Annotated in this window: 28 protein-coding genes and 1 tRNA gene; 22 read left to right on the forward strand and 7 right to left on the reverse strand. The window is 62.5% G+C overall.

Annotated elements, in window-relative coordinates:
• Positions 1-11: 11 nt before the first annotated feature.
• The 3 genes from CAG22_RS10265 to phnE are packed head-to-tail and all read left to right on the forward strand — an operon-like array spanning position 12 to position 2,391.
• Positions 12-806, forward strand: a complete 795-nt coding sequence (locus CAG22_RS10265) for a phosphonate ABC transporter ATP-binding protein (RefSeq protein ID WP_085587682.1) — start codon at positions 12-14, stop codon at positions 804-806.
• On the forward strand, positions 800-1,627 hold the full coding sequence (locus tag CAG22_RS10270) for an ABC transporter permease (protein ID WP_075043819.1): 828 nt from the start codon (positions 800-802) through the stop codon (positions 1,625-1,627). The genes CAG22_RS10265 and CAG22_RS10270 overlap by 7 nt, the downstream gene beginning before the upstream one ends.
• Complete coding sequence (phnE, locus tag CAG22_RS10275) at positions 1,624-2,391, forward strand: phosphonate ABC transporter, permease protein PhnE (protein WP_085705430.1); 768 nt, start codon at positions 1,624-1,626, stop codon at positions 2,389-2,391. Before CAG22_RS10270 ends, phnE begins: the two co-directional genes overlap by 4 nt.
• A 130-nt stretch (positions 2,392-2,521) precedes the next feature.
• Here the strand turns inward: phnE and CAG22_RS10280 are convergent, their stop codons facing one another.
• The 3 genes from CAG22_RS10280 to CAG22_RS10290 form a co-directional block, all read right to left on the reverse strand.
• Positions 2,522-3,409, reverse strand: coding sequence for a bestrophin family protein (locus tag CAG22_RS10280; RefSeq protein WP_075043821.1), 888 nt, complete (start codon positions 3,407-3,409; stop codon positions 2,522-2,524).
• A gap of 200 nt (positions 3,410-3,609) precedes the next feature.
• Positions 3,610-4,512 (reverse strand): transporter substrate-binding domain-containing protein, encoded by a 903-nt coding sequence (locus CAG22_RS10285; protein ID WP_085705431.1) that lies wholly within the window; start codon positions 4,510-4,512, stop codon positions 3,610-3,612.
• 27 nt (positions 4,513-4,539) lie between these two features.
• Positions 4,540-5,811: a D-amino acid dehydrogenase gene (locus CAG22_RS10290; RefSeq protein ID WP_085705432.1), complete on the reverse strand. Its 1,272-nt coding sequence runs from the start codon at positions 5,809-5,811 to the stop codon at positions 4,540-4,542.
• Positions 5,812-5,918: 107 nt separating this feature from the next.
• Here CAG22_RS10290 and CAG22_RS10295 point away from each other — a divergent pair, with 107 nt between their 5' ends.
• Positions 5,919-6,824 carry a LysR family transcriptional regulator gene (locus tag CAG22_RS10295; RefSeq protein WP_085587435.1) on the forward strand — a complete coding sequence of 302 codons (906 nt, stop codon included), beginning with the start codon at positions 5,919-5,921 and terminating at the stop codon, positions 6,822-6,824.
• 308 nt (positions 6,825-7,132) lie between these two features.
• Here CAG22_RS10295 and CAG22_RS10300 read toward each other — a convergent pair whose 3' ends face one another.
• From CAG22_RS10300 to CAG22_RS10310, 3 genes are all read right to left on the reverse strand, one after another.
• Complete coding sequence (locus CAG22_RS10300; RefSeq protein WP_085587437.1) at positions 7,133-8,035, reverse strand: nucleotidyl transferase AbiEii/AbiGii toxin family protein; 903 nt, start codon at positions 8,033-8,035, stop codon at positions 7,133-7,135.
• Positions 8,022-8,579 (reverse strand): type IV toxin-antitoxin system AbiEi family antitoxin, encoded by a 558-nt coding sequence (gene abiEi / locus CAG22_RS10305; protein ID WP_075046883.1) that lies wholly within the window; start codon positions 8,577-8,579, stop codon positions 8,022-8,024. Before abiEi ends, CAG22_RS10300 begins: the two co-directional genes overlap by 14 nt.
• A 423-nt stretch (positions 8,580-9,002) precedes the next feature.
• Positions 9,003-9,087: transfer RNA gene (locus CAG22_RS10310), tRNA-Leu, on the reverse strand.
• 107 nt (positions 9,088-9,194) lie between these two features.
• On the opposite strand from CAG22_RS10310, the gene queA reads away from it, so the two are divergent.
• From queA to CAG22_RS10340, 6 genes are all read left to right on the forward strand, one after another.
• Positions 9,195-10,244, forward strand: a complete 1,050-nt coding sequence (gene queA / locus CAG22_RS10315) for a tRNA preQ1(34) S-adenosylmethionine ribosyltransferase-isomerase QueA (RefSeq protein WP_085665013.1) — start codon at positions 9,195-9,197, stop codon at positions 10,242-10,244.
• A 14-nt stretch (positions 10,245-10,258) separates the two neighbouring features.
• Positions 10,259-11,374, forward strand: coding sequence for a tRNA guanosine(34) transglycosylase Tgt (gene tgt / locus CAG22_RS10320; protein WP_013971009.1), 1,116 nt, complete (start codon positions 10,259-10,261; stop codon positions 11,372-11,374).
• 42 nt (positions 11,375-11,416) lie between these two features.
• Positions 11,417-11,752 carry a preprotein translocase subunit YajC gene (yajC, locus tag CAG22_RS10325; RefSeq protein WP_016713216.1) on the forward strand — a complete coding sequence of 112 codons (336 nt, stop codon included), beginning with the start codon at positions 11,417-11,419 and terminating at the stop codon, positions 11,750-11,752.
• 63 nt (positions 11,753-11,815) lie between these two features.
• Positions 11,816-13,678 (forward strand): protein translocase subunit SecD, encoded by a 1,863-nt coding sequence (secD, locus tag CAG22_RS10330; RefSeq protein ID WP_025337767.1) that lies wholly within the window; start codon positions 11,816-11,818, stop codon positions 13,676-13,678.
• Between the two features lie 10 nt (positions 13,679-13,688).
• Positions 13,689-14,597 carry a protein translocase subunit SecF gene (gene secF / locus CAG22_RS10335; RefSeq protein ID WP_013971011.1) on the forward strand — a complete coding sequence of 303 codons (909 nt, stop codon included), beginning with the start codon at positions 13,689-13,691 and terminating at the stop codon, positions 14,595-14,597.
• Between the two features lie 119 nt (positions 14,598-14,716).
• On the forward strand, positions 14,717-15,259 hold the full coding sequence (locus CAG22_RS10340) for a glycine zipper 2TM domain-containing protein (RefSeq protein ID WP_013971012.1): 543 nt from the start codon (positions 14,717-14,719) through the stop codon (positions 15,257-15,259).
• Positions 15,260-15,444: 185 nt separating this feature from the next.
• Here the strand turns inward: CAG22_RS10340 and suhB are convergent, their stop codons facing one another.
• Positions 15,445-16,263, reverse strand: a complete 819-nt coding sequence (gene suhB, locus CAG22_RS10345) for an inositol-phosphate phosphatase (RefSeq protein WP_025337769.1) — start codon at positions 16,261-16,263, stop codon at positions 15,445-15,447.
• Between the two features lie 151 nt (positions 16,264-16,414).
• On the opposite strand from suhB, the gene trmJ reads away from it, so the two are divergent.
• The 12 genes from trmJ to rlmN all read left to right on the forward strand — a co-directional run bounded on the left by trmJ (position 16,415) and on the right by rlmN (position 25,355).
• Positions 16,415-17,170: a tRNA (cytosine(32)/uridine(32)-2'-O)-methyltransferase TrmJ gene (gene trmJ, locus CAG22_RS10350; RefSeq protein ID WP_031325634.1), complete on the forward strand. Its 756-nt coding sequence runs from the start codon at positions 16,415-16,417 to the stop codon at positions 17,168-17,170.
• A gap of 3 nt (positions 17,171-17,173) precedes the next feature.
• The gene (gene cysE, locus CAG22_RS10355; RefSeq protein WP_085705433.1) at positions 17,174-17,959 is read left to right on the forward strand and encodes a serine O-acetyltransferase; all 786 of its coding nucleotides are present in this window, start codon (positions 17,174-17,176) and stop codon (positions 17,957-17,959) included.
• Positions 17,960-18,138: 179 nt separating this feature from the next.
• Positions 18,139-18,630 carry a Fe-S cluster assembly transcriptional regulator IscR gene (gene iscR, locus CAG22_RS10360; protein ID WP_008092572.1) on the forward strand — a complete coding sequence of 164 codons (492 nt, stop codon included), beginning with the start codon at positions 18,139-18,141 and terminating at the stop codon, positions 18,628-18,630.
• Between the two features lie 46 nt (positions 18,631-18,676).
• On the forward strand, positions 18,677-19,891 hold the full coding sequence (locus CAG22_RS10365; RefSeq protein WP_013971017.1) for an IscS subfamily cysteine desulfurase: 1,215 nt from the start codon (positions 18,677-18,679) through the stop codon (positions 19,889-19,891).
• Between the two features lie 46 nt (positions 19,892-19,937).
• The gene (gene iscU / locus CAG22_RS10370) at positions 19,938-20,324 is read left to right on the forward strand and encodes a Fe-S cluster assembly scaffold IscU (protein ID WP_003248539.1); all 387 of its coding nucleotides are present in this window, start codon (positions 19,938-19,940) and stop codon (positions 20,322-20,324) included.
• Between the two features lie 28 nt (positions 20,325-20,352).
• A complete protein-coding gene (gene iscA / locus CAG22_RS10375) occupies positions 20,353-20,676 on the forward strand; it encodes an iron-sulfur cluster assembly protein IscA (RefSeq protein WP_003257854.1) in 324 nt (107 codons plus the stop codon).
• An 8-nt stretch (positions 20,677-20,684) separates the two neighbouring features.
• Positions 20,685-21,206 (forward strand): co-chaperone HscB, encoded by a 522-nt coding sequence (hscB, locus tag CAG22_RS10380; protein ID WP_015269012.1) that lies wholly within the window; start codon positions 20,685-20,687, stop codon positions 21,204-21,206.
• A 42-nt stretch (positions 21,207-21,248) separates the two neighbouring features.
• Positions 21,249-23,111, forward strand: coding sequence for a Fe-S protein assembly chaperone HscA (gene hscA / locus CAG22_RS10385; protein WP_085705434.1), 1,863 nt, complete (start codon positions 21,249-21,251; stop codon positions 23,109-23,111).
• A gap of 3 nt (positions 23,112-23,114) precedes the next feature.
• The gene (gene fdx, locus CAG22_RS10390) at positions 23,115-23,456 is read left to right on the forward strand and encodes an ISC system 2Fe-2S type ferredoxin (protein ID WP_025337773.1); all 342 of its coding nucleotides are present in this window, start codon (positions 23,115-23,117) and stop codon (positions 23,454-23,456) included.
• Positions 23,457-23,466: 10 nt separating this feature from the next.
• On the forward strand, positions 23,467-23,667 hold the full coding sequence (iscX, locus tag CAG22_RS10395; RefSeq protein WP_025337774.1) for a Fe-S cluster assembly protein IscX: 201 nt from the start codon (positions 23,467-23,469) through the stop codon (positions 23,665-23,667).
• An 88-nt stretch (positions 23,668-23,755) separates the two neighbouring features.
• The gene (gene ndk / locus CAG22_RS10400; RefSeq protein ID WP_011532343.1) at positions 23,756-24,181 is read left to right on the forward strand and encodes a nucleoside-diphosphate kinase; all 426 of its coding nucleotides are present in this window, start codon (positions 23,756-23,758) and stop codon (positions 24,179-24,181) included.
• A 28-nt stretch (positions 24,182-24,209) separates the two neighbouring features.
• Positions 24,210-25,355, forward strand: a complete 1,146-nt coding sequence (gene rlmN, locus CAG22_RS10405) for a 23S rRNA (adenine(2503)-C(2))-methyltransferase RlmN (RefSeq protein WP_075043830.1) — start codon at positions 24,210-24,212, stop codon at positions 25,353-25,355.
• Positions 25,356-25,362: the final 7 nt, after the last annotated feature.

A 25,362-nucleotide genomic window follows, 5' to 3' on the forward strand; every position in this document is an offset into this window, starting at 1 on the left:
TGGCTTCCAACGTGGCTATTCATCTGCACGGGGCCGGGCTGCGCCATGGCCAGGTGCGTGCGCTTGATGCCGTGAGCCTGAGCATCGGCCAGGGCGAGCGCGTCGCCATCATCGGGCCTTCGGGGGCGGGCAAGTCCAGCTTGCTGCACCTGATGGCGACCGCCGTCCAGCCCAGCAGCGGGCGCCTGGAGCTGCTCGGCGAACAGCCCTGGGCGCTGTCCGCCAGGGCCCGCCAGCGCCTGCGTGCGCGGGTAGGCCTGGTGCACCAGGCACCGCCCTTGCCACCGCGCCAGCGGGTGGTGACGGCGGTGCTGGCCGGCCGCCTGGGGCAGTGGGGTGTGCTGCGCGGCCTGCTCAACCTGCTGTACCCCAGTGATGTGCCGGGGGCGCGCCAAGCCCTGGCCGAGCTGGGCCTGGCCGACAAACTGTTCGTGCAGTGCGGGCAATTGTCTGGTGGCCAGTTGCAGCGGGTGGGTATTGCCCGGGCGCTGTACCAGCGGCCGCAGGTGTTGCTGACTGACGAGCCGGTGTCGGCCATGGACCCGGTGCTGGCCGACCACAGCCTGGCCTTGCTAAACCGCCACGCACAGGCCAATGGCGTGACCCTGGTGGCGAGCCTGCATGCCGTGGATCTGGCGCTGGCGCACTTCCCGCGGGTGATTGGTATCCGCGAAGGGCAGGTGGCGTTCGACTGCCCGGCGCAAGCGGTGACCGAGCAGTTGCTGGATGCGCTGTACGCCAACGAACAACTGGCTTCACCGCCAAGCCAGGGGCCGACCCTGACCGTGCAGATTCCGCGATGCTGAAGCTTGATGCCCGCGACCCGGCGCTGCTGCCGCGGTTGCTGCTGACCCTGCTGGCGGTGGCGGTACTATGGCCTGGCATCCGATTGAGCGAACTGAACCCCGGGGTGCTGCTGCAGGCAGAGAACCGCCAGCAGATCGCCAGTTTCACCAGTGCCTTCTGGCCACCGGCACACGATGCCGATTTCCTTTCGCTGCTGTATGAAGCCACCCTGCAGACCCTGGCCGTGGCCACGGCCGGCATGGCGTTGGCGTTGCTGCTGGCGGTCCCTGCCGGGTTGCTGGCCAGCCGTGCCCTGTCGCTGCGCGCAGCCTCCCGTGGCGGTCGCGCCGGGTTATGGTCGCGGTTGCTGCGCCTGCCGGTGCGCTGGTTGCTGATTTTTCTGCGCAGTGTGCCGGAAATCGTCTGGGCGTTGCTGTTCGTGCGGGCCGTGGGGCTGGGGCCGACGGCGGGCGTACTGGCCATTGCCATCACCTACAGTGGCATGCTCGGCAAGGTCTATGCCGAGATCTTCGAGTCGGTCGACCAGCGCCCGGCCCATGCCTTGCTGCAGGCGGGTAGTGGCCGCCTGGCTGCGTTTTTCTACGGCATCCTGCCCAGTGCGGTGTCCGAAGTGGTGTCCTACACCGTGTACCGCTGGGAGTGCGCCGTACGCGCCTCGGTGGTGATGGGCTTTGTCGGTGCTGGTGGGCTGGGGCAGCAGATCGACCTGTCGATGCGCATGTTCGCTGGAGCGGAAGTGGCAAGCATGCTGCTGACGTTCCTGGTCCTGGTGATGCTGGCCGACCTGCTCAGCCGCTTCCTGCGTTGGAGGCTGGCATGAACCGGGTCATCAATTGGCTGGTGCTAGGCGCCATCGGTGCTGCGGTGATGGCCTCGTTCGCATTCCTGGAGCTGGACTTGCATGCGCTGGTCGGCAACGGCGGGCTGGGGCAGATGGGCGAATATGCCGGGCGTTTCCTGCACCCGGACCTGTCTGCCGGGCACCTGCGCGCGGTTGCGCACGGGGCGCTGGAAACCCTGGCCATGTCGGGCTTGGGCACCTTGTTGGCCATGCTGCTGGGCATGCTGTTGGCGCTGCCGGCCGCTGGCCGGTTCGGTTGGCCGCTGCAGGCCTGTGCGCGGTTGTTGCTGAATGCCCTGCGGGCCATCCCGGAACTGGTGTGGGCCGCGCTGACGGTGCTGGCGGCCGGGCTTGGGCCGAATGCCGGTACGCTGGCGTTGGCGCTGCATACCGCTGGCGTGCTGGGGCGGCTGTTTGCCGAGGCGCTGGAGAACGCACCGCCGGAGCCGGCCGCGGCTATCCGCTTGCAGGGCGGTAGCCAGGTGGCGGCATTCTGCTTTGGCACCTTGCCCAATCTGTGGCCGCAGTTGCTGGCTTATAGCCTGTACCGGTGGGAGAACAATATCCGCATGGCCAGCGTGCTGGGGTTTGTCGGTGCGGGTGGGTTGGGGCAGATGCTGTACACCACCTTGAGCCTGTTCCAGGAGGCTCAGGCCAGCACGGTGATCATGGGGATGCTGGTGCTGGTGTTACTGGTGGATGCGTTGAGTGATGTGTTGCGCCAGCGCTATGTGCGGGCCTGATGGATAGCCGGGGCAGCGTTGCGGCCCTATCGCCGGCAAGCCAGCTCCCACAGGTACGGTGCAAGGTCACAGGATTCCACGGCCCCTGTGGGAGCTGGCTTGCCGGCGATAGGGCCGTTGAGGTCTGGCACTAAGCCAACTCCCCGCACTGCGCCTCCCGCTGCATCGACTCCAGGTTCCGCTCGATCGTCTCGCAAATGCTGTCCATCTGGATCTGGTGTTCACTGAATCTGAACGGGCTCTGCAAATCCGTCCCGATCCGCTCGATGGCCAGCAGCATGAAGCCCACCACCGTCGAAGCCAGCGGCGTGAACCAGCCCAGCGATTCCACCAGCCCCACCGGTACGATCAGGCAGAACAGGGTGATGAACAGCCGCGGAAAGTACACGTAAGGGTAGGGCAGCGGCGTATTGGCGATCCGTTCCATGCCACCTTGGGCATTGGACAGGTCCACCAGCGTCGACTCCAGCCTTGCCAGGCGAATGCTGTCCAGCCGCCCGGCCTGGTATTCCCGCGCCAGCAACGCCGCCGAACCGCTCAGAATGTCGTTGGCGAAATTGTTCGAACGGTTGCGCCGCTCGAATTCCGCAGGCGGGATGAACGCCATCAGTTCATCCGGGCAGCGCTCGCCCTTCAAGTGTGCCGCCAGGCAGTTCACATAGGCGATATGCCGGCGCAGCAAGGTAGCCTTGATCGGGTTCAGGCCATCATCCGGGTCATCGATCAGGGTCAGCGCCTGCCGCGCGAAGCTGCGTGAACTGTTCACCAGCGCCCCCCACAATGTGCGCGCCTCCCACCAGCGGTTGTAGGCGCTGCTGTTGCGAAAGCTCACCAGCACCACCAGCGCCGAGCCCAGCAAGGTCAACGGGATTAGCGGCAGGGTGAACTTGCTGTTGAAGAACAGCATGAAATCGATGGTGACCAGCACATCCCAGATCAGCAGCCAGAACAGCGACCAGCCGATGTAGCCGACGGTCTTCACGACCAGGCGGTACTTGCGGGTGATGATGTCTTTCACGCGGGGTACCTCGAAACGCGGGTAATGCAGGATCGGACGTCGAGGGATGGGCATGGTTCGGAGTGGTTCGTCAGGGGTTGTTACCAGACGTGTTCACAGAAAGCCCGAGCGTGCGGCGCTCACCCAGTAGCGACGTCTGGCAGTGACGCTTGCAGGTCACTGCCGCCGTGATCCATACGTAGGTGGATGCCGAGCAGAAACTATTGCACCGGGTCACTCACCGGCTTGGCAAAGATGGCCTTGAGTTCGCTGGTCATCGGGAATTCCAGGTTCAAGCCTTTAGGCGGAATCGGCTGTTCGAACCAGCGCTGGTAGATCCCGTTGATTTCCCCTGAGCTGTACAGCTCGCCCAGCGCCGCGTTCACCTGCGCGAGGAACTGTGGGTCATCCTTGCGCACCATGCAGCTGTAGATTTCCCGTGACTGCTCTTCCCCGACCACCACCCAATTGTGCGGGTCGCGGGCCTTGGCGCGTTCTCCGTAGAGCAGCGCATCGTCCATGTAGAACGCCGCCGCTCGGCCGGACTGCAACATCTGGAAGGCTTCACCGTGGTCCTTGGCGCTGATCACGTACATGTCCATCTTGTTATCGACGTTGTAGCTTTTCAGATAGCGTTCGTTGGTGGTGCCGGCGGTGGTTACCACGTTCTTGCCGCGCAGGTCGGTGAAACTCTTGATTCCGCTGTCTTTGGCTGTCAGTAATTGACCTTTGACATAGATGAACCCGTAGGAAAACGCCACCTGCTTCTGGCGCTCTGCGGTGACGCCGGTCGAGCCGCACTCCAGGTCAACGGTACCGTTCTGTACCAGCGGAATGCGGGTTTGCGATGTCACCAGGTTGTATTTCACCTTGAGCTGGGGCAATGCCAACTTCTGCTGTACCCGCTCGACGATCTTGTTCGCCAGGTCTACCGAGTAGCCCATGGGTTGCCCCGAATGGTCGCCCACATAGGAGAACGGTACTGAAGCATCGCGATAGCCCAAGGTAATGCTGTTGGCTCTGGCAATCTTGCTCAGGGTAGGCCCCAGCGCTGCTTCGTCAGCATGGGCCTGGGTGGCTAGCAACAGGCCAAGGGTGCAGCCGATCAACGTGATTTTTCGCATTGTTATTCTCCGTTGTAGGTGAGGGGATCAGAGACATGCTGCAGTACGGTTACTTCCACCAGCCGCACGGGCGGTGAAACCCTGCAGGTCGATGGAGGGGCGGCGCTGGCCGATCAGTTCACTCAGCAGACGTGCGCTGGCGCAGGCCAGGGTAAAGCCCAGCGCACCATGGCCAAGGTTCAGCCACAGGTTGCGATACGCCGTTGCGCCCAGCAGCGGCACGCCGCTAGGCGTGGCCGGACGCATGCCGGCCCATTCGATGGCGTAGTCATAATTACCGGCGTTGGCGAAAGTCTCGCGGGCCTGGCGCTTGAGCAAGGCCAGGCGCTTCGGGTCCAGCGACGGATCGAAACCGACAATGTCGACCATCGCCGCCACCCGCAGCTGTTCACCGATCCGGGCGTAGACGATCTTGCGGTCGTAGTCGGTGATGCTCAGGTCCGGCGCCCGGTGTTGGGCGCCGATCGGTACTGTCAGGCTATAACCCTTGAGCGGATACAGCGGCAGGTCAATGCCCGGCAGTGCCAGCAACGCACTGCGATGGCCGGCCGCAACCACCAGGTGCTCCACCGGCAGCACTTCGTCGTCCAGTTCAATCGCATTCACCACGCCATGCGCATGGCGAATTCCGGACACCGCCTGCCCCAGGCGGAACTTGCAGCGTCCCGACGCCTGCAAGCGCGCCGCCAGTTGCTGGCAAAAGCTGTGGCAATCGCCGACTTCTTCATCCGGGGTATAGATGGCGCCGACAAAGGGCGCCTCTGCCAGCGCTGGGTCCAGACGGGCACAGTCGGCGTGCGACAGCACCTGTTGTTGCTGGGGCGCGGCAAGGTTATTGCGCGCATGTGCGAAGCTGCTGGCCTTGCGGAAGGTGACCAGCTTGCCGTTGCGTCGCCAGTTGAAACCACCCAGGCCGTCCTCCTCACGCCAGGCTTGCAAGGTCGACTGGCTCAGCAGTGCGAGGCGCAGCAGATGGCCGGCGTTGGCGCGGTTGACCGAGGAGCGGCAAGCACCCAGGAATGCTGCCATCCAGCGCCACTGCGCACGATCGAAGCGCGGGCGCAATCGCAGCGGCGATTCACCGCGCAGCATCCAGCCAAGGGCCTGCAATGGCACACCTGCGTCGGCCAGGGGCGCCACGTAGCGATAGGACAGCTGGCCGCCGTTGGCGAAGCTGGTTTCACTGCCCAACGAATCGCGAGCCTCGATCAGCGTCACATCAAAGCCGTCGCGTACCAGTGCGTAAGCGGTTGACAGGCCAATGACGCCACCGCCGATGATGCATACATGCTGAGCCATGTCAGTCCTTGTTCTTTGTTGGAGCGAGGCTGAGGTTAGGGCCAGGTGACAGGTGGCGAAAAATGAATAAAGATCGCTGAGCCATAAACAAAGGTTATGGACTTGCCATGCGCCTTCGTCATATCGAAATTTTCCAGGCCATCCGCCAGACCGGCTCGGTCAGCGGTGCCGCGCAGTTGCTGCACGTTTCCCAACCTGCCGTGACCAAGGTGCTGCAGCACGCCGAGCAGCAACTGGGCTTTCCGTTGTTCCTGCGGGTGCGCGGCAAGCTGCAGCCCACACCCGAAGCGCTGGAGCTGGAGCGTGAGGTCGACAAGGTCACGGAGAGCCTGCAAGGGGTGCGACGCCTGGCGCAAAGCCTGCGTCGCGCGCCGGGCCACAGCCTGCGGATCGGTGCGACCCCGGCGCTGGCCCTGTCACTGCTGCCGCCGGCCATTCATGAGTGGACCCAGCGGTACCCGGACATCGCCTGCGAGCTGTCCAGCGCCCACAGTCGCGAACTGGTGCAGAACCTGTTGATGCGGGAGATCGATGTCGCCCTGACCCTGCAACAGCCAGATCACCCAGCGCTCAAGGCGCAGGCGCTGGCCAGCGGAGTTTTGGTGGCATTGGCACCGGCAGGTTATTGGCCGCTGGAAGATGAAGGCAAGCCGCTGCCGTTGGCGGCACTGGCCGGTGCGCCCATGATCGGGCTGTCCAGCGCCGACCCGCTGTCGGTGCGCCTCGAAAGCTACCTCAAGGCGGTGGAGCCGCCGCCACAGGTGAGCATCGCGGTGCAAACCTATTCCCTGGCCAGGGCGATGGTCGAATCCGGTGCTGGGCTGGCGGTGATCGATCCCTTCACCGCACTTGGCGCGGCGCCTGGGGCGACCGCGATCAGGCCGCTGACCCCGGCGCTGCCGATTACCTTGCATGCGGTGACCCGCACTGCCGAACCGTCACCGCATACATTGAGCGAGCTGCTGACGATTTTCAGCAGCCGTGCCCAGGGGCAGCTGGATCGCTGGCGCTGACCGGACGGGCAAAAAAACCGACCATAAGGTCGGTTTTTCTGAAATATGTTCAGCGACATATAACGCCGAACCACCGTTTCTCTTGGTATCTCGACTCTGACACCTTGCACTCTGAACCTCCACTGTTCAAACCTAGCATGGGTAGAGGAATCCTGGTCCGCCTCGTTGCGTCTCGTCAAGGAAAACCAAAATCAAAACGAGTGCCTAGGATCGCTTACCCCTCTCGGCGGCCCGCTTTTCATCTCAATAAAGTGCAAAGGGGGAGAGAGCCATTGAACACAGCCCCTGAATATGAATCTCCAGAAAATTCACATCAGGAATGTCAAGTCGCCTCCATCGCGACCTTTGTGGCCGAGATGCGTCCGCAACTCGCTGAAATGGTCCCTTACCGTCTGTACGACGTACTCCCAGAACGCCCGATTATCGACAGTCTGCGTTACAACCTGCAGCGGCAGAAACCTGCGCATCTCTTTCTGAAAATCTCGCTGTGTCTGCTCCTGCCCCAAACTGGCCACCCGCTCCTCACCCTGCTGAAGGAATACTTCAACAGTGGTCGCATGATCACCAAGCTTTCTTTCGGCAAGTTCATAAGCGGGCGTCACCGCCCGCTGCCTGAGCCAGGCGATATCCCAAAGATCTCGATTCTTGATACGGCCCCGTCGCAGCGCAAATGCCAGCAACTTATCAACGAAGATTTCCTCAAGACTTTGCGCGTTGACGATCAATCCTTCGGTTCCCATGTCGACCCCATAAGGGTTTAACAAGGTCATCGGCTTAGGCTGGTAGGAAGGGATTGCACAGATATCTATATGGATTTTCTGCGCTGGCAGGCTTCGTGCCTCGGGACGTGTTTGCACGCGTAGCTTCCATGTGTCCACATTGCCTTCCTCCCGCGTAGGTTCGCTTACATCCACCTGTAGCCCGTACTTGTCGTTCAGGCTTGCAATGAGGTTCTCCTTCAGCGCAGCAAAATCCTCCCGTTTGAAATCCGCACCGCCCGTAAAGTCGAGGTCTTCACTGAGCCGTCGGGAGCCATAGCAAGTCCGCAAACATGTTCCCCCAATGAAGCAGAGGTCCTGCAACAGACCTGTTTCGCTCAGGATCCGCATGATGTCGTGATGCAGCAGTTCCTTTTCCACGACCACCTGCAACGGGGCCAGGTCGGGCGTGTTGGTGAGGGCCTGCTGGACGAGCTGGTCAAACAAGTTCATTGGCTATTTCCCAATCAATCAGGTCCAGACTGCGCTTGGCGCGTTTCATGTCTGCGAGGGCAAGGGCAGGCTTGGCGCGCCACAGTCGGCAGCGCTCGTCATAGTCAACCTGGCCCTGAAGGTCGGTGGCCTTGCGCCTGGTGTGGATGAACTCAAGTGTGCCGAATGTTCCGCAACGTATGGTCTGAGTGCGTCCGGATGACATGAGGGTTAGCCAATTCAGGGGGACCTGCGAGATCACGCCGGCGTCGCTGAGGGCGGACTCCAGGCTGATGTAGTTCAGGTTGTTCGCTCGCAGGCGTGCGGCAGCGTGGTACAGGACCAGCCCTTGGTTGGGTTTGGCCGGGGTGTAGAGGTAAAGGCCACGGCAGAGTCGGATCAAGGTGCTGTCGTTGGCGGCACGGCTCAGTACGGTGCGGTAGGCACTGTCGGAGAGGTCTGGTAGCAGGGCCCGCATATCGGCGGGGGTGAACAGGTAGCGTTGCGCAGTAGCTAGCTGCTGCAGGCCCCTATGGAGGCGACGTAAGGGTTGGAGGTCGCGCATGGTGGTGGTTCTACCAAAAGTCACGGTTATTGAAATAAAGTGTAGAACCATAAATTGTTCGATGCACAGAAAGTTGCACATTGTGAAACTTTCTGTCGAGTCTTTAGTGATCTGCGCTCTAGTGATGGGGGTTACTGGATCGCCTGTCAAAGCCGGTCCTTGAAATGGCAACGACAGGCCGAGACTAGGATGCGATCCAGAGCACCGCAATGGCTTGAAAGGGGCAGGGAGTATGTTTGGGAAATGGACTACGGGAAGGTGGGGAAATCTTAAAGATTTGCTACGGAATTGAGGTGACTGTCAGGACCTTGGGGGCGCTGTGCGGTCCTTCGCGACACAAGGCCGCTTCTACAGGGAGTGGCGCTGCTTGAGGAAATCGCAGGCACAAAAAAACCGACCATAAGGTCGGTTTTTTCCGGATCTTGGTGCCCCGAGGGAGACTCGAACTCCCACTCCTTTCGAAAACGGATTTTGAATCCGCCGCGTCTACCAATTCCGCCATCAGGGCATGTGGCGCGCAGTATAGAGAGCCACCGCTGGTCGGTCAATCGGCTTTCATGGTCAATTTTCACACATTGGGCTAAACTTCCCGGCCCTGCCGAACCGAACATCATCATGCGCGTCGCCGATTTTTCCTTCGAACTCCCCGATTCCCTGATCGCCCGCCACCCACTGGCCGAGCGCCATGGCAGCCGTCTGCTGGTCCTCGATGGACCGAGCGGCGCGCTGGCGCACCGGCAATTCCCCGATCTGCTCGAGTATCTGCGCCCCGGAGACCTGATGGTGTTCAACAACACCCGGGTGATCCCGGCGCGGTTGTTCGGCCAGAAAGCTTCCGGCGGCAAGCTGGAAGTGCTGGTCGAGCGCGTGCTCGACAGCCATCGGGTGCTGGCCCATGTGCGCGCCAGCAAGGCGCCCAAGGTAGGCGCGGTCATCCTCATCGATGGCGGCGGCGAGGCCGAAATGGTCGCGCGCCATGACACGCTGTTCGAGCTGCGCTTCACCGAAGAAGTGCTGCCGCTGCTCGACCGCGTCGGCCACATGCCGCTGCCGCCCTACATCGACCGCCCGGACGAGGGCGCCGACCGTGAGCGCTACCAGACCGTGTACGCCGAACGTGCCGGTGCGGTCGCCGCGCCCACCGCAGGCCTGCACTTCGACGAGGCGCTGCTGGAAAAGATCGCCGCCAAGGGCGTCGAGCGGGCTTTCGTCACCTTGCACGTGGGCGCGGGCACCTTCCAGCCGGTGCGGGTCGACAAGATCGAAGACCACCACATGCATAAAGAGTGGCTCGAAGTGGGCCAGGATGTGGTCGATGCCATCGAGGCCTGCCGCGCCCGTGGCGGCCGGGTGGTCGCGGTCGGCACCACCAGCGTGCGTTCGCTTGAGAGCGCCGCGCGCGATGGCGTGCTCAAGGCCTTCAGCGGCGACACCGACATCTTCATCTACCCGGGCCGGCCGTTCCATGTGGTCGACGCGCTGGTCACCAATTTCCACCTGCCGGAGTCCACGCTGCTGATGCTGGTCTCGGCCTTCGCCGGCTACCCCGAGACCATGGCCGCCTACGCGGCGGCGGTCGAGCAGGGGTACCGCTTCTTCAGTTACGGTGATGCCATGTTCATCACCCGCAATCCGGCGCCACGCGGGCCCGAGGATCAAGCATGAGTCGCACCTGTCGAATGTCCTTCGAACTGCTGGCCACCGACGGCAAGGCCCGTCGTGGCCGCATCACCTTCCCACGCGGCACCGTGGAAACCCCGGCGTTCATGCCGGTGGGTACCTATGGCACGGTCAAGGGCATGCTGCCGCGCGACATCGAGGCCATCGGCGCCGAGATGATCCTGGGCAACACCTTCCACCTGTGGCTGCGCCCGGGCACCGAGGTGATCAAGAAGCACAACGGCCTGCACGACTTCATGCAGTGGAAAGGCCCGATCCTCACCGACTCCGGTGGCTTCCAGGTGTTCAGCCTGGGCGCCATGCGCAAGATCAAGGAAGAGGGCGTGACCTTCGCCTCGCCGGTCGATGGCGCCAAGGTGTTCATGGGCCCGGAAGAGTCGATGCAGGTGCAGCGTGACCTGGGCTCGGACGTGGTGATGATCTTCGACGAGTGCACCCCGTACCCGGCCGAGCACGATGTGGCGCGCGCGTCCATGGAGCTGTCGCTGCGCTGGGCCCAGCGCTCGAAGAACGCCCACGCCGACAACACCGCGGCGCTGTTCGGTATCGTCCAGGGTGGCATGTACCAGGACCTGCGCATGCGCTCGCTGGAAGGCCTGGAAAACATCGGCTTCGACGGCCTGGCCATCGGTGGCCTGTCGGTGGGCGAGCCCAAGCACGAAATGATCAAGGTGCTGGATTACCTGCCGGGCCAGATGCCTGCTGACAAACCTCGTTACCTTATGGGGGTAGGCAAACCGGAAGATCTCGTTGAGGGTGTGCGCCGCGGCGTCGACATGTTCGACTGCGTGATGCCGACGCGTAACGCGCGCAACGGTCATCTGTTCGTCGATACAGGGGTGATCAAGATCCGCAATGCGTTCCATCGCCACGATGATTCGCCGCTGGATCCGACCTGTGACTGCTACACCTGCACCAACTTCTCCCGCGCCTATCTCCATCACCTGGACAAGTGCGGCGAAATGCTGAGCAGCATGCTGAATACCATCCACAACTTGCGCCATTACCAGCGCTTGATGGCCGGTTTACGCGAGGCTATTCAACAGGGTAAATTGGCCGCCTTTGTCGACGCCTTCTACGCCAAGCGCGGGCTTCCTGTGCCGCCTTTGGACTGACTGTCCGCATCCATTATTAGAAAATTACATTAGGAGTGCCCAATGAGCTTCTTGATCCCCGCCGCATACGCGGACGCCGCAGCACCTGCCGCCGGCCCAGCCGGTACCGGCTTCGAGTGGATTTTCCTGGTCGGTTTCCTGGTCATCTTCTACCTGATGATCTGGCGCCCGCAGGCCAAGCGTGCAAAAGAGCAGAAGAACCTGCTGAGCAACTTGCAGAAGGGTGACGAAGTTGTCACCAACGGCGGCATCGCCGGCAAGATCATCAAGGTTTCCGATGATTTCGTGGTACTGGAAGTTTCCGACAACGTCGAGCTGAAGTTCCAGAAGGGTGCCATCGCGGCCACCCTGCCAAAAGGTACGCTCAAGGCTATCTGAGTTACCGGTTTTTCTTTCCAGTCGGGGCGCGCAACGCGCCCCGCGTCTTGAACGGGCGGCGTGATGCTGAACAAATACCCTCTGTGGAAATATGCACTGATCGTGCTGGTACTGGTGGTCGGTTTCATTTATTCCGCTCCCAACCTCTACCCGGATGATCCGGCGGTACAGATCAGTGGTGCCAGCTCGGCGCTGCAGGTGAACCAGGCCGACCTCGACCGCGTCAGCAAGGCGCTGGGCGATGCCAAGATCGCCGTCAAGGGCGCGAGCCTGGGTGAGAAGGGCAGCGGGCTGATCCGCCTGACCAATCAGGAAGACCAGCTGCCAGCCAAGGATGTAGTGCGCAAGGCACTGGGCGATGATTACGTCGTGGCCCTGAACCTGGCCCAGACTACCCCGCAATGGTTGCGCAACCTGGGCGCAAGCCCGATGAAACTGGGCCTGGACCTGTCCGGTGGTGTGCACTTCCTGCTGGAAGTGGACATGGACAAGGCCATGAACGCCCGCATGAAAGTCTACGAAGGCGAGGTCAAGACCTTGCTGCGCAAAGAGCGCGTCCGCTACCGCAGCCTGCCTCAGCAGGATGGCGGCATCATGCTGGGCTTCGCTGACGATGCTACCCGCGAACAGGCTCGTGCCCTGATCCGCAAGAATTTCAATGACTTCGACCTGACCACCACCGAGCGCAACGAGCTCGCCGTGCTGCGTCTGGCGCTGACCCAGGCGAAAGTCGCCGAGATCCGCGAATACTCGATCAAGCAGAACCTCACCACCGTCCGCAACCGGGTCAACGAGCTGGGTGTGGCCGAGCCGCTGGTACAGCGCCAGGGCGCCAACCGCATCGTGGTCGAGCTGCCAGGCGTGCAGGACACTGCCGAAGCCAAGCGTATCCTGGGTAAAACCGCCAACCTGGAGTTTCGCTTCGGTGCCGAGCCGGGCGCGTCCAAGGCCACTACCGAGGTGTTCGAGTTCCGTGAGGGCGGCCGTTCCGCTGCGGTCGAGCGCGGCCTGATCATCACCGGTGACCAGGTAACCGACGCCCAGGCCAGCTTCGACGAGCAAGGTCGCCCGCAGGTGAACATCCGCCTGGATGGCCACGGTGGCGAGCTGATGACCCGCGCTACCCGCAGCAACGTCGGCCGCAGCATGGCGGTGATCTTCATCGAGCAGAAGCCGGTCACCCGCTACGTCAAGCAGACCGTCGACGGCGTCGAGAAGGACGTTGCCGTACAGAGCTTCCAGGAAGAGAAGAAGATCATCAGCCTGGCGACCATCCAGTCGCCGCTGGGCAGCCAGTTCCGCATCACCGGCCTGAACGGCCAGGGCGAGTCGTCCGAACTGGCCCTGCTGCTGCGTGCCGGTGGCCTGGCTGCGCCGATGTACTTCGCTGAAGAACGTACCATCGGCCCAAGCCTGGGTGCCGACAACATCACCAAGGGTATCGATGCATCGCTGTGGGGCATGCTGTTCGTCTCGCTGTTCATCATCGCCATCTACCGCGCCTTCGGTGTGATCGCCACCATCGCCCTGGCGGGCAACATGGTCCTGCTGCTGGCGCTGATGTCGCTGCTGGGCGCGACCCTGACCCTGCCGGGTATTGCCGGTATCGTGTTGACCATGGGTATGGCGGTGGACGCCAACGTGCTGATCTTCTCGCGTATCCGCGAAGAGCTGAACGCCGGCATGTCGGTGCAGCGCGCCATTCATGAAGGCTTCAACCGCGCCTACACCGCGATCATCGACGCCAACCTGACCAGCCTGCTGGTCGGCGGCATCCTGTTCGCCATGGGTACCGGCCCGGTCAAGGGCTTTGCGGTCACCATGTCCCTCGGGATTTTCACCTCGATGTTCACCGCCGTCATGGTGACCCGTGCAATGGTCAACCTGACCTGCGGCGGGCGTGACATCAAGAAGCTGTGGGTTTGAGGGAGCTGCGATGAAAACCATCAACTTCATGGGCGTGCGCAATGTCGCGTTCGCCGTTACCGTGCTCCTCACCGTGCTGGCACTATTCAGCTGGTGGCAGAAGGGCCTGAACTTCGGCCTGGACTTCACCGGCGGTACGCTGATCGAGCTGACCTACGAGCGCCCGGCCGACCTCAAGGCGGTGCGTGCCGAGCTGGTCAATTCCGGCTTCCACGAGGCGGTGGTGCAGAGCTTCGGCGCCACCACCGACCTGCTGGTGCGCATGCCGGGCGATGACCCACAGCTGGGCAACAAGGTTGCTGAAGCCCTGCAGAAGGCCGGTGGCGACAACCCGGCCAAGGTCAAGCGTGTCGAGTTCGTAGGCCCGCAGGTGGGTGAAGAGCTGCGCGACCAGGGTGGCATGGGCATGCTCCTGGCACTGGGCGGCATCCTTATCTACCTGGCCTTCCGCTTCCAGTGGAAGTTCGCCGTGGGTGCGATCGTCTCGCTGATCCACGACGTGGTGGTGACCCTGGGTATCCTGTCGTTCTTCCAGATCACCTTCGACCTGACGGTGCTGGCGGCGGTACTGGCGATCATCGGCTACTCGCTGAACGACACCATCGTCGTGTTCGACCGGGTGCGCGAGAACTTCCGCGTCATGCGCAAGGCCTCGCTGATCGAGAACATCAACGTTTCCACCACCCAGACCCTGCTGCGGACCATCGCCACCTCGGTTTCGACCTTGCTGGCCATTGCCGCGCTGCTGTTCTTCGGTGGCGACAACCTGTTCGGCTTCTCGCTGGCCCTGTTCATCGGCGTCATGGCCGGTACCTATTCGTCGATCTATATCGCCAACGTGGTGCTGATCTGGCTGAACCTGAGCAGTGAAGACCTGATCCCGCCGGCCAAGACCGACGGTGTGGACGACCGTCCGTAAGGCGTGCTCCACGCCGTTTGGCGGCCAAAAAGGCGCGAGTGTTGAACTCGCGCCTTTTTTTTTACTCCAAGGCTGGGAGAAGGCGGGTCGGACCCGCGGGTTATGATCAGGAGGTTCATGTGAACAAATCAATGCTTGTGGGTGCGGTACTGGGTGCTGTCGGTGTGACTGCCGGAGGTGCTGTCGCGACCTACAGCTTGGTCAACAAGGGGCCTGAGTATGCGCAGGTCACCGACGTGCAACCGATCAAACAACAGGTAAAAACCCCCCGTGAGGTCTGCAAGGACGTCGCCGTGACGCGGCAGGCGCCGGTCAAGGACCAACACCAGATCGCAGGTACCGTGGTGGGCGCCATTGCCGGTGGCCTGCTGGGTAACCAGATTGGTGGTGGTAGCGGCAAGAAGATCGCCACCGTGGCCGGTGCGGTCGGTGGTGGTTATGCTGGTAACAAGGTGCAGGAAGGCATGCAGGAGCGTGACACCTACACCACCACGCAAACCCGCTGCAATACGGTCAACGACATCAGTGAGAAAGTGGTGGGCTACAACGTGAAGTACACCATTGGCGACAAGGTGGGGCAGGTGAAGATGGATCACGAGCCCGGGTCGACCATTCCGCTGGACAAGAATGGCAAGCTGATCCTGAGCGAAGCCGGGCAGTGATTTGTGTTGCCTGAGCCGGCCTCTTCGCGGGCTTGCCCGCTCCCACAGGTATAGCGCTGCCCTCGAGGCTGGTGCCATCTTTGTGGGAGCGGGCAAGCCCGCGAAGAGGCCTGCACAGATAATGCAAAGCCACAGGCATAAAAAAAGCACCCCAAGGGGTGCTTTTTTGTGCCGGCAATCCGCGCTTAGCGCTTCATGTTCTCTGGCAGGTGCGGCTGGATAGCAGTCAGCACGGCCTTGAAGCACTTGATGTTGCCCGCAACGATATGGCCCTTGTCGAGGAAGTCGTGGCCACCGTTGAAATCGCTCACCAGGCCGCCCGCTTCCTGGATCAGCAGCACGCCGGCCGCCATGTCCCATTCGGACAGGCCCGACTCCCAGAAGGCGTCGAAACGGCCGGCGGCCACGTAGGCCAGGTCCAGGCTGGCGGAGCCGGCGCGGCGGATGCCGGCGGTCTGGCCAGTCAGGGCGCGGAACATGCCCAGGTAGTTGTCCAGGTCAGCCATCTGGCTGTCACGGAACGGGAAGCCGGTACCCAGCAGGGCGCCTTCCAGGCTGGTGCGCGAGCTGACACGCAGGCGGCGGCCGTTGAGCTGGGCGCCACGGCCACGGCTGGCGGTGAATTCTTCCTGGCGAACCGGGTCGACGATCACGGCGTGCTCAAGGCGGCCACGGTATTTGCAGGCAATGCTGACCGCGAAGTGCGGGATGCCACGCAGGAAGTTGGTGGTGCCATCCAGCGGGTCGATGATCCACAGGTAATCCTTGCCTTCTTCGCCGCTACCCGCGTGCAGGCCGGTTTCCTCGCCCTGGATGGAGTGGTTCGGGTAGGCCTTGCGCAGGGCGTTGACGATGCTCTGCTCGGCGGCGCGATCGACTTCGGAGACGTAGTCCTTGGCCTCTTTCTCATCGACCTTGATGCTATCCAGGCGTTCGATGGAGCGGAAAATCAGTTCACTGGCGCTGCGAGCGGCGCGCAGGGCGATATTCAGCATAGGCTGCATGGGCGGGTCACCTGGAGATGTTAAAGAAGAAAGCCGATCATTCTAGCAGAAAACTTTGGCGGCAGAAGTGTCACATTTGCTTTCATGGCGTTACGTCTGTCGGTTCTGTAAGATCGAAGGCCCTGATTCCTGCATCTGTGAGCACAACACCTTGCTGCAAAATATTCGTGTTGTTCTGGTCAATACCAGCCACCCCGGCAACATCGGCGGCGCTGCACGTGCCATGAAAAACATGGGCTTGTCGCGTCTGGTGCTGGTGCAGCCGAAAGAGTTCCCCGCCGTGGATGCCAGCGCCCGAGCCTCGGGTGCCGACGATGTGCTGGACAACGCCCAGGTGGTCGACAGCCTCGAGCAGGCGCTGGTCGGCTGCAACCTGGTGATGGGCACCAGCGCCCGCGAGCGGAGCATCCCTTGGCCGCTGATCGGCCCGCGCGAGTGCGGGGCAAAGGCGGTGGAGCATGCCAACGGTGGCGAGGAAATCGCCTTGGTGTTCGGGCGTGAACACGCCGGCCTGACCAACGAAGAACTGCAGCGATGTCACTTCCATGTGCACATTCCCTCCAACCCCGACTTCAGCTCGCTGAACCTGGCCGCCGCTGTCCAGGTGCTCTCCTACGAGGTGCGCATGGCCTGGCTGGCCGCCGGTGCAGCGCCGGGCAAGGTCGAGAAGGTTGACGCCAGCGAGCTGGCGACCATGGACGAAATGGAGCTGTTCTACGACCACCTGGAAAAGACCCTGGTCGGTATCGGCTTTCTCGACCCCGAAAAGCCCAAGCACCTGATGCCGCGCCTGCGCCGGCTGTATGGGCGGGTGGCGGTCGAACGTTCGGAAATGAGCATTTTGCGCGGCATCCTCACCGAGACCCAGAAAGTGGTCCGGGGCGAGCCGCATAAACGGAAGGACTGACAGATGTTCGAACGCCTGCGTGAAGATATTCAAAGCGTATTCCACCGTGACCCGGCTGCGCGTAACGCCTTCGAGGTGCTGACCTGCTACCCGGGCATGCACGCCATCTGGCTGCACCGCCTGGGCAATGCCCTGTGGAAGCGTGATTTCAAGTGGCTGGCCCGCCTGGTGTCGAACTTCGGCCGCTGGCTGACCGGCATCGAGATCCACCCCGGCGCCACCATCGGCCGGCGCTTCTTCATCGACCACGGCATGGGCATCGTCATCGGCGAAACCGCCGAGATCGGCGACGATGTCACCCTTTACCAGGGCGTGACCCTGGGCGGCACCAGCTGGAACAAGGGCAAGCGCCACCCCACCCTGGAAAACGGCGTGGTGGTAGGGGCGGGGGCCAAGGTGCTGGGCCCGTTCACCGTCGGTGCCGGGGCCAAGATCGGTTCCAATGCGGTGGTGACCAAGGCAGTGCCGGCCGGCGCCACGGCGGTGGGTATCCCCGGGCGAATCATCGTCAAGAGCGAAGACAATGAGGTCGAGGCCAAGCGCAAGGCCATGGCCGAGAAGATCGGCTTCGATGCCTATGGTGTCAGTGGCGACATGCCCGACCCGGTGGCCCGTGCCATCGGCCAGATGCTCGACCACCTGCAGGCAGTCGACGAGCGGCTGGAGGGCATGTGCGGCGCCCTGACCAAGATGGGCAGCGATTACTGCGCCAAGGAACTGCCGGCCCTGCCGGAAGATGACTTCACGGAAGTCGCCCATGTGGCTCAGCGCGACACTCAGTCGCATTGATTGCGCCGCGCTGAAATCATGGTGACATACGGGGCGTGTGCTCACGCCCCCTGTCTGCTACAATCGCGCCCGCCTCCCCGATGCAAACCCGACTAAAGCACTAGGTCTAATAGTTGACTTAAATGCTCGGGAATCGCATACTCGCTCACATCCTGTAACTCCCGTGGTACCCAATAGCCATGCGACTGACTACCAAAGGCCGATACGCCGTGACCGCCATGCTCGACCTGGCGTTGCACGCGCAGCATGGGCCGGTGTCTTTGGCCGACATTTCCGAGCGCCAGGGCATTTCCCTCTCTTATCTGGAACAGCTGTTCGCCAAGCTGCGCCGCAGCAGCCTGGTCTCCAGCGTGCGTGGTCCAGGCGGTGGCTACCAGCTGTCGCGGGGCATGGAAACCATCCAGGTGGCCCAGGTCATCGATGCGGTCAACGAATCGGTCGATGCCACCCGTTGCCAGGGCCTCGGGGACTGCCATGCCGGTGACACCTGCCTGACCCACCACCTGTGGTGCGACCTCAGCCAGCAGATCCATGAATTCCTCAGCGGTATAAGCCTGGCCGACCTCGTCATGCGCCGTGAGGTGCAGGAAGTCGCCCAGCGTCAGGACCTGCGTCGTGTCGCAGGCCGAACCGCCCAGCTGGACAAGATTGAGACGTCCGCCGTCGATTGATCCCACCGGGACGACGAGCGACGCCACCGCCTGATAGGAGAGACAAATGAAGTTGCCGATCTACCTCGATTACTCCGCGACCACCCCGGTCGACCCACGCGTGGCCCAGAAGATGGCCGACTGCCTGCTGGTCGACGGGAACTTCGGTAACCCGGCTTCGCGCTCCCACGTCTTTGGCTGGAAAGCCGAGGAAGCGGTCGAGAACGGTCGTCGCCAGGTTGCCGAACTGATCAACGCCGATCCGCGCGAAATCGTCTGGACCAGCGGTGCCACCGAGTCCGACAACCTCGCACTCAAGGGCGTCGCGCACTTCTATCAGACCAAGGGCAAGCACATCATCACCTCCAAGATCGAGCACAAGGCGGTCCTGGATACCGCTCGCCAGCTGGAGCGTGAAGGTTTCGAAGTCACCTACCTCGAGCCAGGCGAAGACGGCATCGTCACCCCGGCGATGGTCGAGGCGGCGCTGCGCGACGACACCATCCTGGTTTCGCTGATGCACGTGAACAACGAAGTCGGCTCGATCAACGATATCGCCGCCATCGGTGAACTGACCCGCTCGCGCGGCGTGCTGTTCCACGTTGACGCCGCACAGTCGGCCGGCAAGGTCGAAATCGACCTGCAAAAGCTGAAGGTCGACCTGATGTCGTTCTCGGCGCACAAGGTCTACGGCCCGAAAGGCATCGGCGCGCTGTACGTCAGCCGCAAGCCGCGTGTACGCCTGGAGGCCATCATTCACGGCGGTGGCCATGAGCGCGGCATGCGTTCGGGCACCCTGCCGACCCACCAGATCGTCGGCATGGGCGAGGCCTTCGCCATCGCCAAGCAGGAAATGGCCGCGGAAAACGTACGCATCAAGGCCCTGAGCGACCGCTTCTTCAAGCAGGTCTCGGACCTCGAAGAGCTGTACGTCAACGGCAGCAAGACTGCCCGCGTACCACACAACCTGAACCTGAGCTTCAACTACGTCGAAGGCGAATCGCTGCTGATGTCGCTGAAGGACATTGCCGTATCGTCCGGTTCGGCCTGCACCTCCGCGTCGCTCGAGCCGTCCTACGTATTGCGCGCCCTGGGCCGCAACGACGAGCTGGCGCACAGCTCGATCCGCTTCTCCTTCGGCCGCTTCACCACCGAAGAAGAAGTCGACTACGCCGCGCAGAAAGTCTGCGAGGCCGTGAACAAACTGCGTGAGCTGTCGCCGCTGTGGGACATGTACAAAGACGGCGTTGACATCTCCAAGATCGAGTGGGCCGCCCACTAAGCAGTCGCCGGCAAGAGCGGCTCCCTGATGAGGAAGGAATTGCACCATGGCATACAGTGAAAAGGTCATCGACCACTACGAAAACCCGCGCAACGTCGGCAAGATGAACGCCGAAGACCCGGACGTCGGTACCGGCATGGTCGGCGCCCCGGCCTGCGGTGACGTGATGCGCCTGCAGATCAAGGTCAACGAGCAGGGCGTGATCGAAGACGCCAAGTTCAAGACCTACGGCTGCGGTTCGGCCATCGCTTCCAGCTCCCTCGCCACCGAGTGGATGAAGGGCAAGACCCTGGACGAAGCCGAGACCATCAAGAACACCCAGCTGGCCGAAGAACTGGCGTTGCCGCCGGTCAAGATCCACTGCTCGGTACTCGCCGAAGATGCCATCAAGGCAGCCGTACGCGATTACAAGCAGAAGAAAGGCTTGATCTAAGTCGCCTGTTGCGAGGTAAGGAGTCCTGATGGCTATCAGCATGACAGAAGCCGCCGCCAACCACGTGCGGCGTTCCCTGGAAGGGCGCGGCAAGGGCGAAGGCATTCGCCTGGGCGTGCGCACCACCGGTTGCTCGGGCCTGGCCTACGTGCTGGAGTTCGTCGACGAGCTGGCGGACGAAGACCAGGTGTTCGAGAACCATGGCGTCAAGGTGATCATCGATCCCAAGAGCCTGGTCTACCTCGATGGCACCGAACTGGACTTCGTCAAGGAAGGGTTGAACGAAGGCTTCAAGTTCAACAACCCCAACGTGCGCGGTGAGTGTGGCTGCGGCGAAAGCTTCAACGTTTGAGGCTGGCTGTGGGTACTCCTTGTCATTTCGCATTGTTTGACCTCCAGCCAAGCTTCCGCCTGGATCTCGACAAGCTGGCCACTCGCTATCGCGAGCTGGCCCGCGAAGTCCATCCCGACCGCTTTGCCGACGCCTCCGAGCGCGAGCAGCGCGTGGCGCTGGAAAAGTCCGCGGCCCTCAACGACGCCTACCAGACACTGCGCAGTGCGCCGCGTCGCGCCCGCTACCTGCTGGCCATCGGCGGCCACGAAGTGCCTCAGGAAGTCACGGTCCACGACCCTGACTTCCTGTTGCAGCAGATGCAGTGGCGTGAAGAGCTCGAAGAACTGCAGGACGAAGCCGACCTCGATGGCGTGGCCGTGTTCAAGAAGCGCCTGAAGGTCGCCCAGGACACGCTGAACGAGGACTTTGCCGCCTGCTGGGACGCCCCAGGCGAGCGCGACAAGGCCGAACGCCTGATGCGCCGCATGCAGTTCCTCGACAAGCTCGCCCAAGAAGTGCGCCAACTGGAAGAGCGCCTCGACGATTAACCCGGTGCTGCCCGTGATGGCACCTAAGGTATTCAGATAAGCATGGCCCTACTGCAGATTGCCGAACCCGGTCAAAGCCCTCAGCCGCATCAGCGCCGCCTGGCGGTGGGGATCGACCTGGGTACCACCAACTCCCTGGTCGCCGCACTGCGCAGCGGCCGTAGCGAGCCCCTGCCCGACGCGCAGGGCAATGTCATTCTGCCGTCCGCGGTGCGCTACCTCGAAGGGCGCAACGAAGTGGGGCAGGCTGCACGCGATGCCGCTTCCAGCGACCCGCTGAACACCGTGCTGTCGGTCAAGCGCCTGATGGGGCGCGGCCTGGCCGACGTCAAGCAACTGGGCGAGCAGCTGCCGTACCGCTTCGTTGGCGGTGAGTCGCACATGCCGTTCATCGACACCGTGCAGGGGCCGAAAAGCCCGGTGGAAGTGTCCGCCGATATCCTCAAGGTGCTGCGCGAGCGTGCCGAAGCCACCCTCGGTGGTGAGCTGGTGGGTGCGGTGATCACCGTGCCGGCCTATTTCGACGATGCCCAGCGCCAGGCCACCAAGGACGCTGCGCGCCTGGCCGGCCTGAACGTGCTGCGTCTGCTCAACGAGCCGACCGCCGCTGCCGTGGCCTATGGCCTCGACCAGAACGCCGAAGGCGTGGTGGCCATCTATGACCTGGGCGGCGGTACCTTCGACATTTCCATCCTGCGCCTGACTGCCGGCGTATTCGAAGTGCTGGCCACCGGTGGCGATACCGCCCTGGGTGGTGACGACTTCGACCACGCCATCGCTGGCTGGATCATCGAGCAGGCCGGGCTGTCGTCCGACCTGGACCCGGCCACCCAGCGCGCGCTGTTGCAGGCCGCCTGCGCCGCCAAGGAAGCCCTGACCGACGCCGACGTGGTCAGCGTCAGCCATGGCACCTGGCAGGGCGAGCTGAGCCGCGCCGGCTTCGAAGCCATGATCGAGCCCATGGTTGCCCGCAGCCTCAAGGCCTGCCGTCGCGCCGTGCGTGACAGCGGTATCGAGCTGGAAGAAGTCAGCGCCGTGGTCATGGTCGGTGGTTCGACCCGCGTACCGCGTGTGCGTGAAGCCGTCGGAGCACTGTTCGGCCGCACCCCGCTGACCTCGATCGACCCTGACCAGGTGGTGGCCATCGGTGCCGCCATTCAGGCCGATACCTTGGCCGGCAACCGCCGCGAAGGTGGCGAACTGCTGCTGTTGGATGTCATCCCGCTGTCGCTTGGCCTCGAGACCATGGGCGGGCTGATGGAGAAGGTGATCCCGCGCAACACCACCATCCCGGTGGCGCGTGCCCAGGAATTCACCACCTATAAAGATGGCCAGTCGGCCATGATGATCCATGTGCTGCAGGGCGAGCGCGAGCTGATCAGCGATTGCCGCTCGCTGGCGCGCTTCGAGCTGCGTGGCATCCCGGCCATGGTCGCCGGTGCGGCAAAAATCCGCGTCACCTTCCAGGTCGACGCCGACGGCCTGCTCAGCGTCGCCGCCCGCGAACTGGGCTCGGGCGTGGAAGCCAGCATCCAGGTCAAGCCGTCCTACGGCCTGACCGACGGCGAAATCGCCCGCATGCTCAAGGATTCCTTCGAACACGCAGGTTCCGACAAGCAGGCCCGCCAGCTGCGCGAGCACCAGGTGGACGGCGAGCGCCTGCTCGAAGCGGTACAGGGCGCCCTGGACGCCGACGGCGAGCGCCTGCTCAGCAGTGACGAGCGCGACGCCATCGAATTCCAGATGCAAGAACTACGTGATTTGCTGGCCGGCACCGATGGCGCAGCCATCGAGCAACAGACCAAGCGTCTGTCGCAGGTGACCGACGCATTTGCCGCCCGTCGCCTTGATTCGACGGTCAAAGCCGCACTGGCCGGGCGCAACCTGAATGAGATCGAGGAGTAACCGATGCCGCTGGTGACATTCCTGCCGCACGAGAAGTTCTGCCCCGAAGGGCTGACCGTGGAAGTCGAGCCCGGGACCAACATCCTGGAGCTGGCCCACGACCATCACATCGAGATGGAAAGCGCCTGCGGCGGCGTCAAGGCCTGCACCACTTGCCACTGCATCGTGCGCAAGGGCTTCGACTCGCTCGAAGAAGCCGACGAGCTGGAAGAGGACATGCTGGACAAGGCCTGGGGCCTGGAGGCTCAATCGCGCCTCGGCTGCCAGGTGGTCGTCGCTGATCAGGACCTGGTCATCGAGATCCCCAAGTATTCGCTCAACCACGCCGCCGAAGCGCCGCACTGAGGTTTGCCCCATGAGCCTGAAATGGATTGATGTACTTGAGATCGCCATCCAGCTTGCAGAAAGCAAGCCGGAAGTCGATCCTCGTTATGTGAATTTCGTCGACCTGCACAGCTGGGTGCTGGCATTGCCAGAATTCAGCGACGATCCGTCACGCGGCGGTGAGAAGGTGCTCGAGGCAATCCAGGCCGCCTGGATCGACGAAGCCGACTAAGCGTCATCTGCAGGTTAGGCAATCCCCCGGAACCCGCGTATAATTCGCGGGTTTAATTTTTCGTAACACTCATATTCTGGAGTTTTCCATGGCTGTTCAACGTACTTTCTCGATCATCAAGCCTGACGCCGTTGCCAAAAACGTCATCGGCAAGATCACCACTCGCTTCGAAGAAGCCGGCCTGAAAATCGTTGCCTCGAAAATCAAGCAACTGTCCAAAGCCGAAGCCGAAGGCTTCTACGCCGAGCACAGCGCTCGTGGCTTCTTCGGTGACCTGGTTGCCTTCATGACTTCCGGCCCGGTCGTTGTTCAGGTTCTGGAAGGCGAAAACGCCATCGCTCTGAACCGTGAGCTGATGGGCGCTACCAACCCTAAAGAAGCTGCTCCAGGCACCATCCGTGCTGACTTCGCCGAGTCGATCGACGCCAACGCCGTTCACGGTTCGGACTCCGAAGCTGCTGCTGCTCGCGAAATCGCTTACTTCTTCGCTGCTACCGAGGTAACCACTCGCTAAGCGAAAGCTTACGGGTGAGGGTGAATCCATGACGACATCTACTGGCAAAATCAACCTGCTGGGTCTGACCCTGCCGGAAATGGAACAATTCTTCGACTCTATCGGGGAGAAGCGCTTCCGCGCCGGCCAGGTGATGAAATGGATTCACCATTTTGGCGTCGATGATTTCGCCGCCATGACGAACGTCGGCAAAGTCTTGCGCGAAAAGCTCGAGGCCGTTGCCGAGATTCGGGGCCCGGAAGTGGTCAGTGAAGACATTTCCGCCGACGGTACCCGCAAGTGGGTGGTCCGCGTTGCCTCCGGCAGCTGCGTCGAGACCGTCTACATCCCCACCGACGATCGCGGCACCCTGTGCGTGTCGTCGCAAGCCGGCTGTGCCCTGGACTGCAGCTTCTGCTCCACCGGCAAGCAAGGCTTCAACAGCAACCTCACCGCCGCCGAAGTGATCGGCCAGGTGTGGCTTGCCAACAAATCCTTCGGGACCGTTCCGGCCAAGATCGACCGCGCCATTACCAACGTGGTCATGATGGGCATGGGCGAACCCCTGCTGAATTTCGACAATGTCATCGCCGCCATGAAGATCATGATGGAAGATCTGGGCTATGGCATTTCCAAGCGTCGCGTCACCCTGTCCACCTCGGGCGTGGTGCCGATGATCGACGAACTGGCCAAGCACATCGACGTGTCGCTGGCCCTGTCGCTGCACGCACCGAACGACGAACTGCGCAACAAGCTGGTACCGATCAACAAGAAGTACCCGCTGAAGATGCTGCTGGAATCGTGCATGGGCTACATGTCCACCCTGGGTGGCAAGCGCGTGCTGACCATCGAGTACACCCTGCTCAAGGATGTAAACGACCAGCCGGAGCATGCTGCGCAAATGATCGAGCTGCTGCGCGACGTGCCATGCAAGATCAACCTGATCCCGTTCAACCCGTTCCCGCACTCCGGCTACGAGCGGCCGAGCAACAACGCCATCCGCCGCTTCCAGGACCTGTTGCACCACGGTGGTTTCAACGTCACCACCCGCACCACCCGTGGTGATGACATCGACGCTGCCTGTGGTCAGCTGGTCGGCCAGGTCAACGACCGCACCCGCCGCAGCGAGCGCTACATCGCTGTGCGCCAGCTGTCCGCGGACGCCGAGCTGCAAGACAGCCCCGCCAGCCACTGACCGGGAC

The sequence above is a fragment of the Pseudomonas sp. B8(2017) genome, from assembly GCF_002113575.1.
GTDB classification, from domain to species: domain Bacteria; phylum Pseudomonadota; class Gammaproteobacteria; order Pseudomonadales; family Pseudomonadaceae; genus Aquipseudomonas; species Aquipseudomonas putida_Z.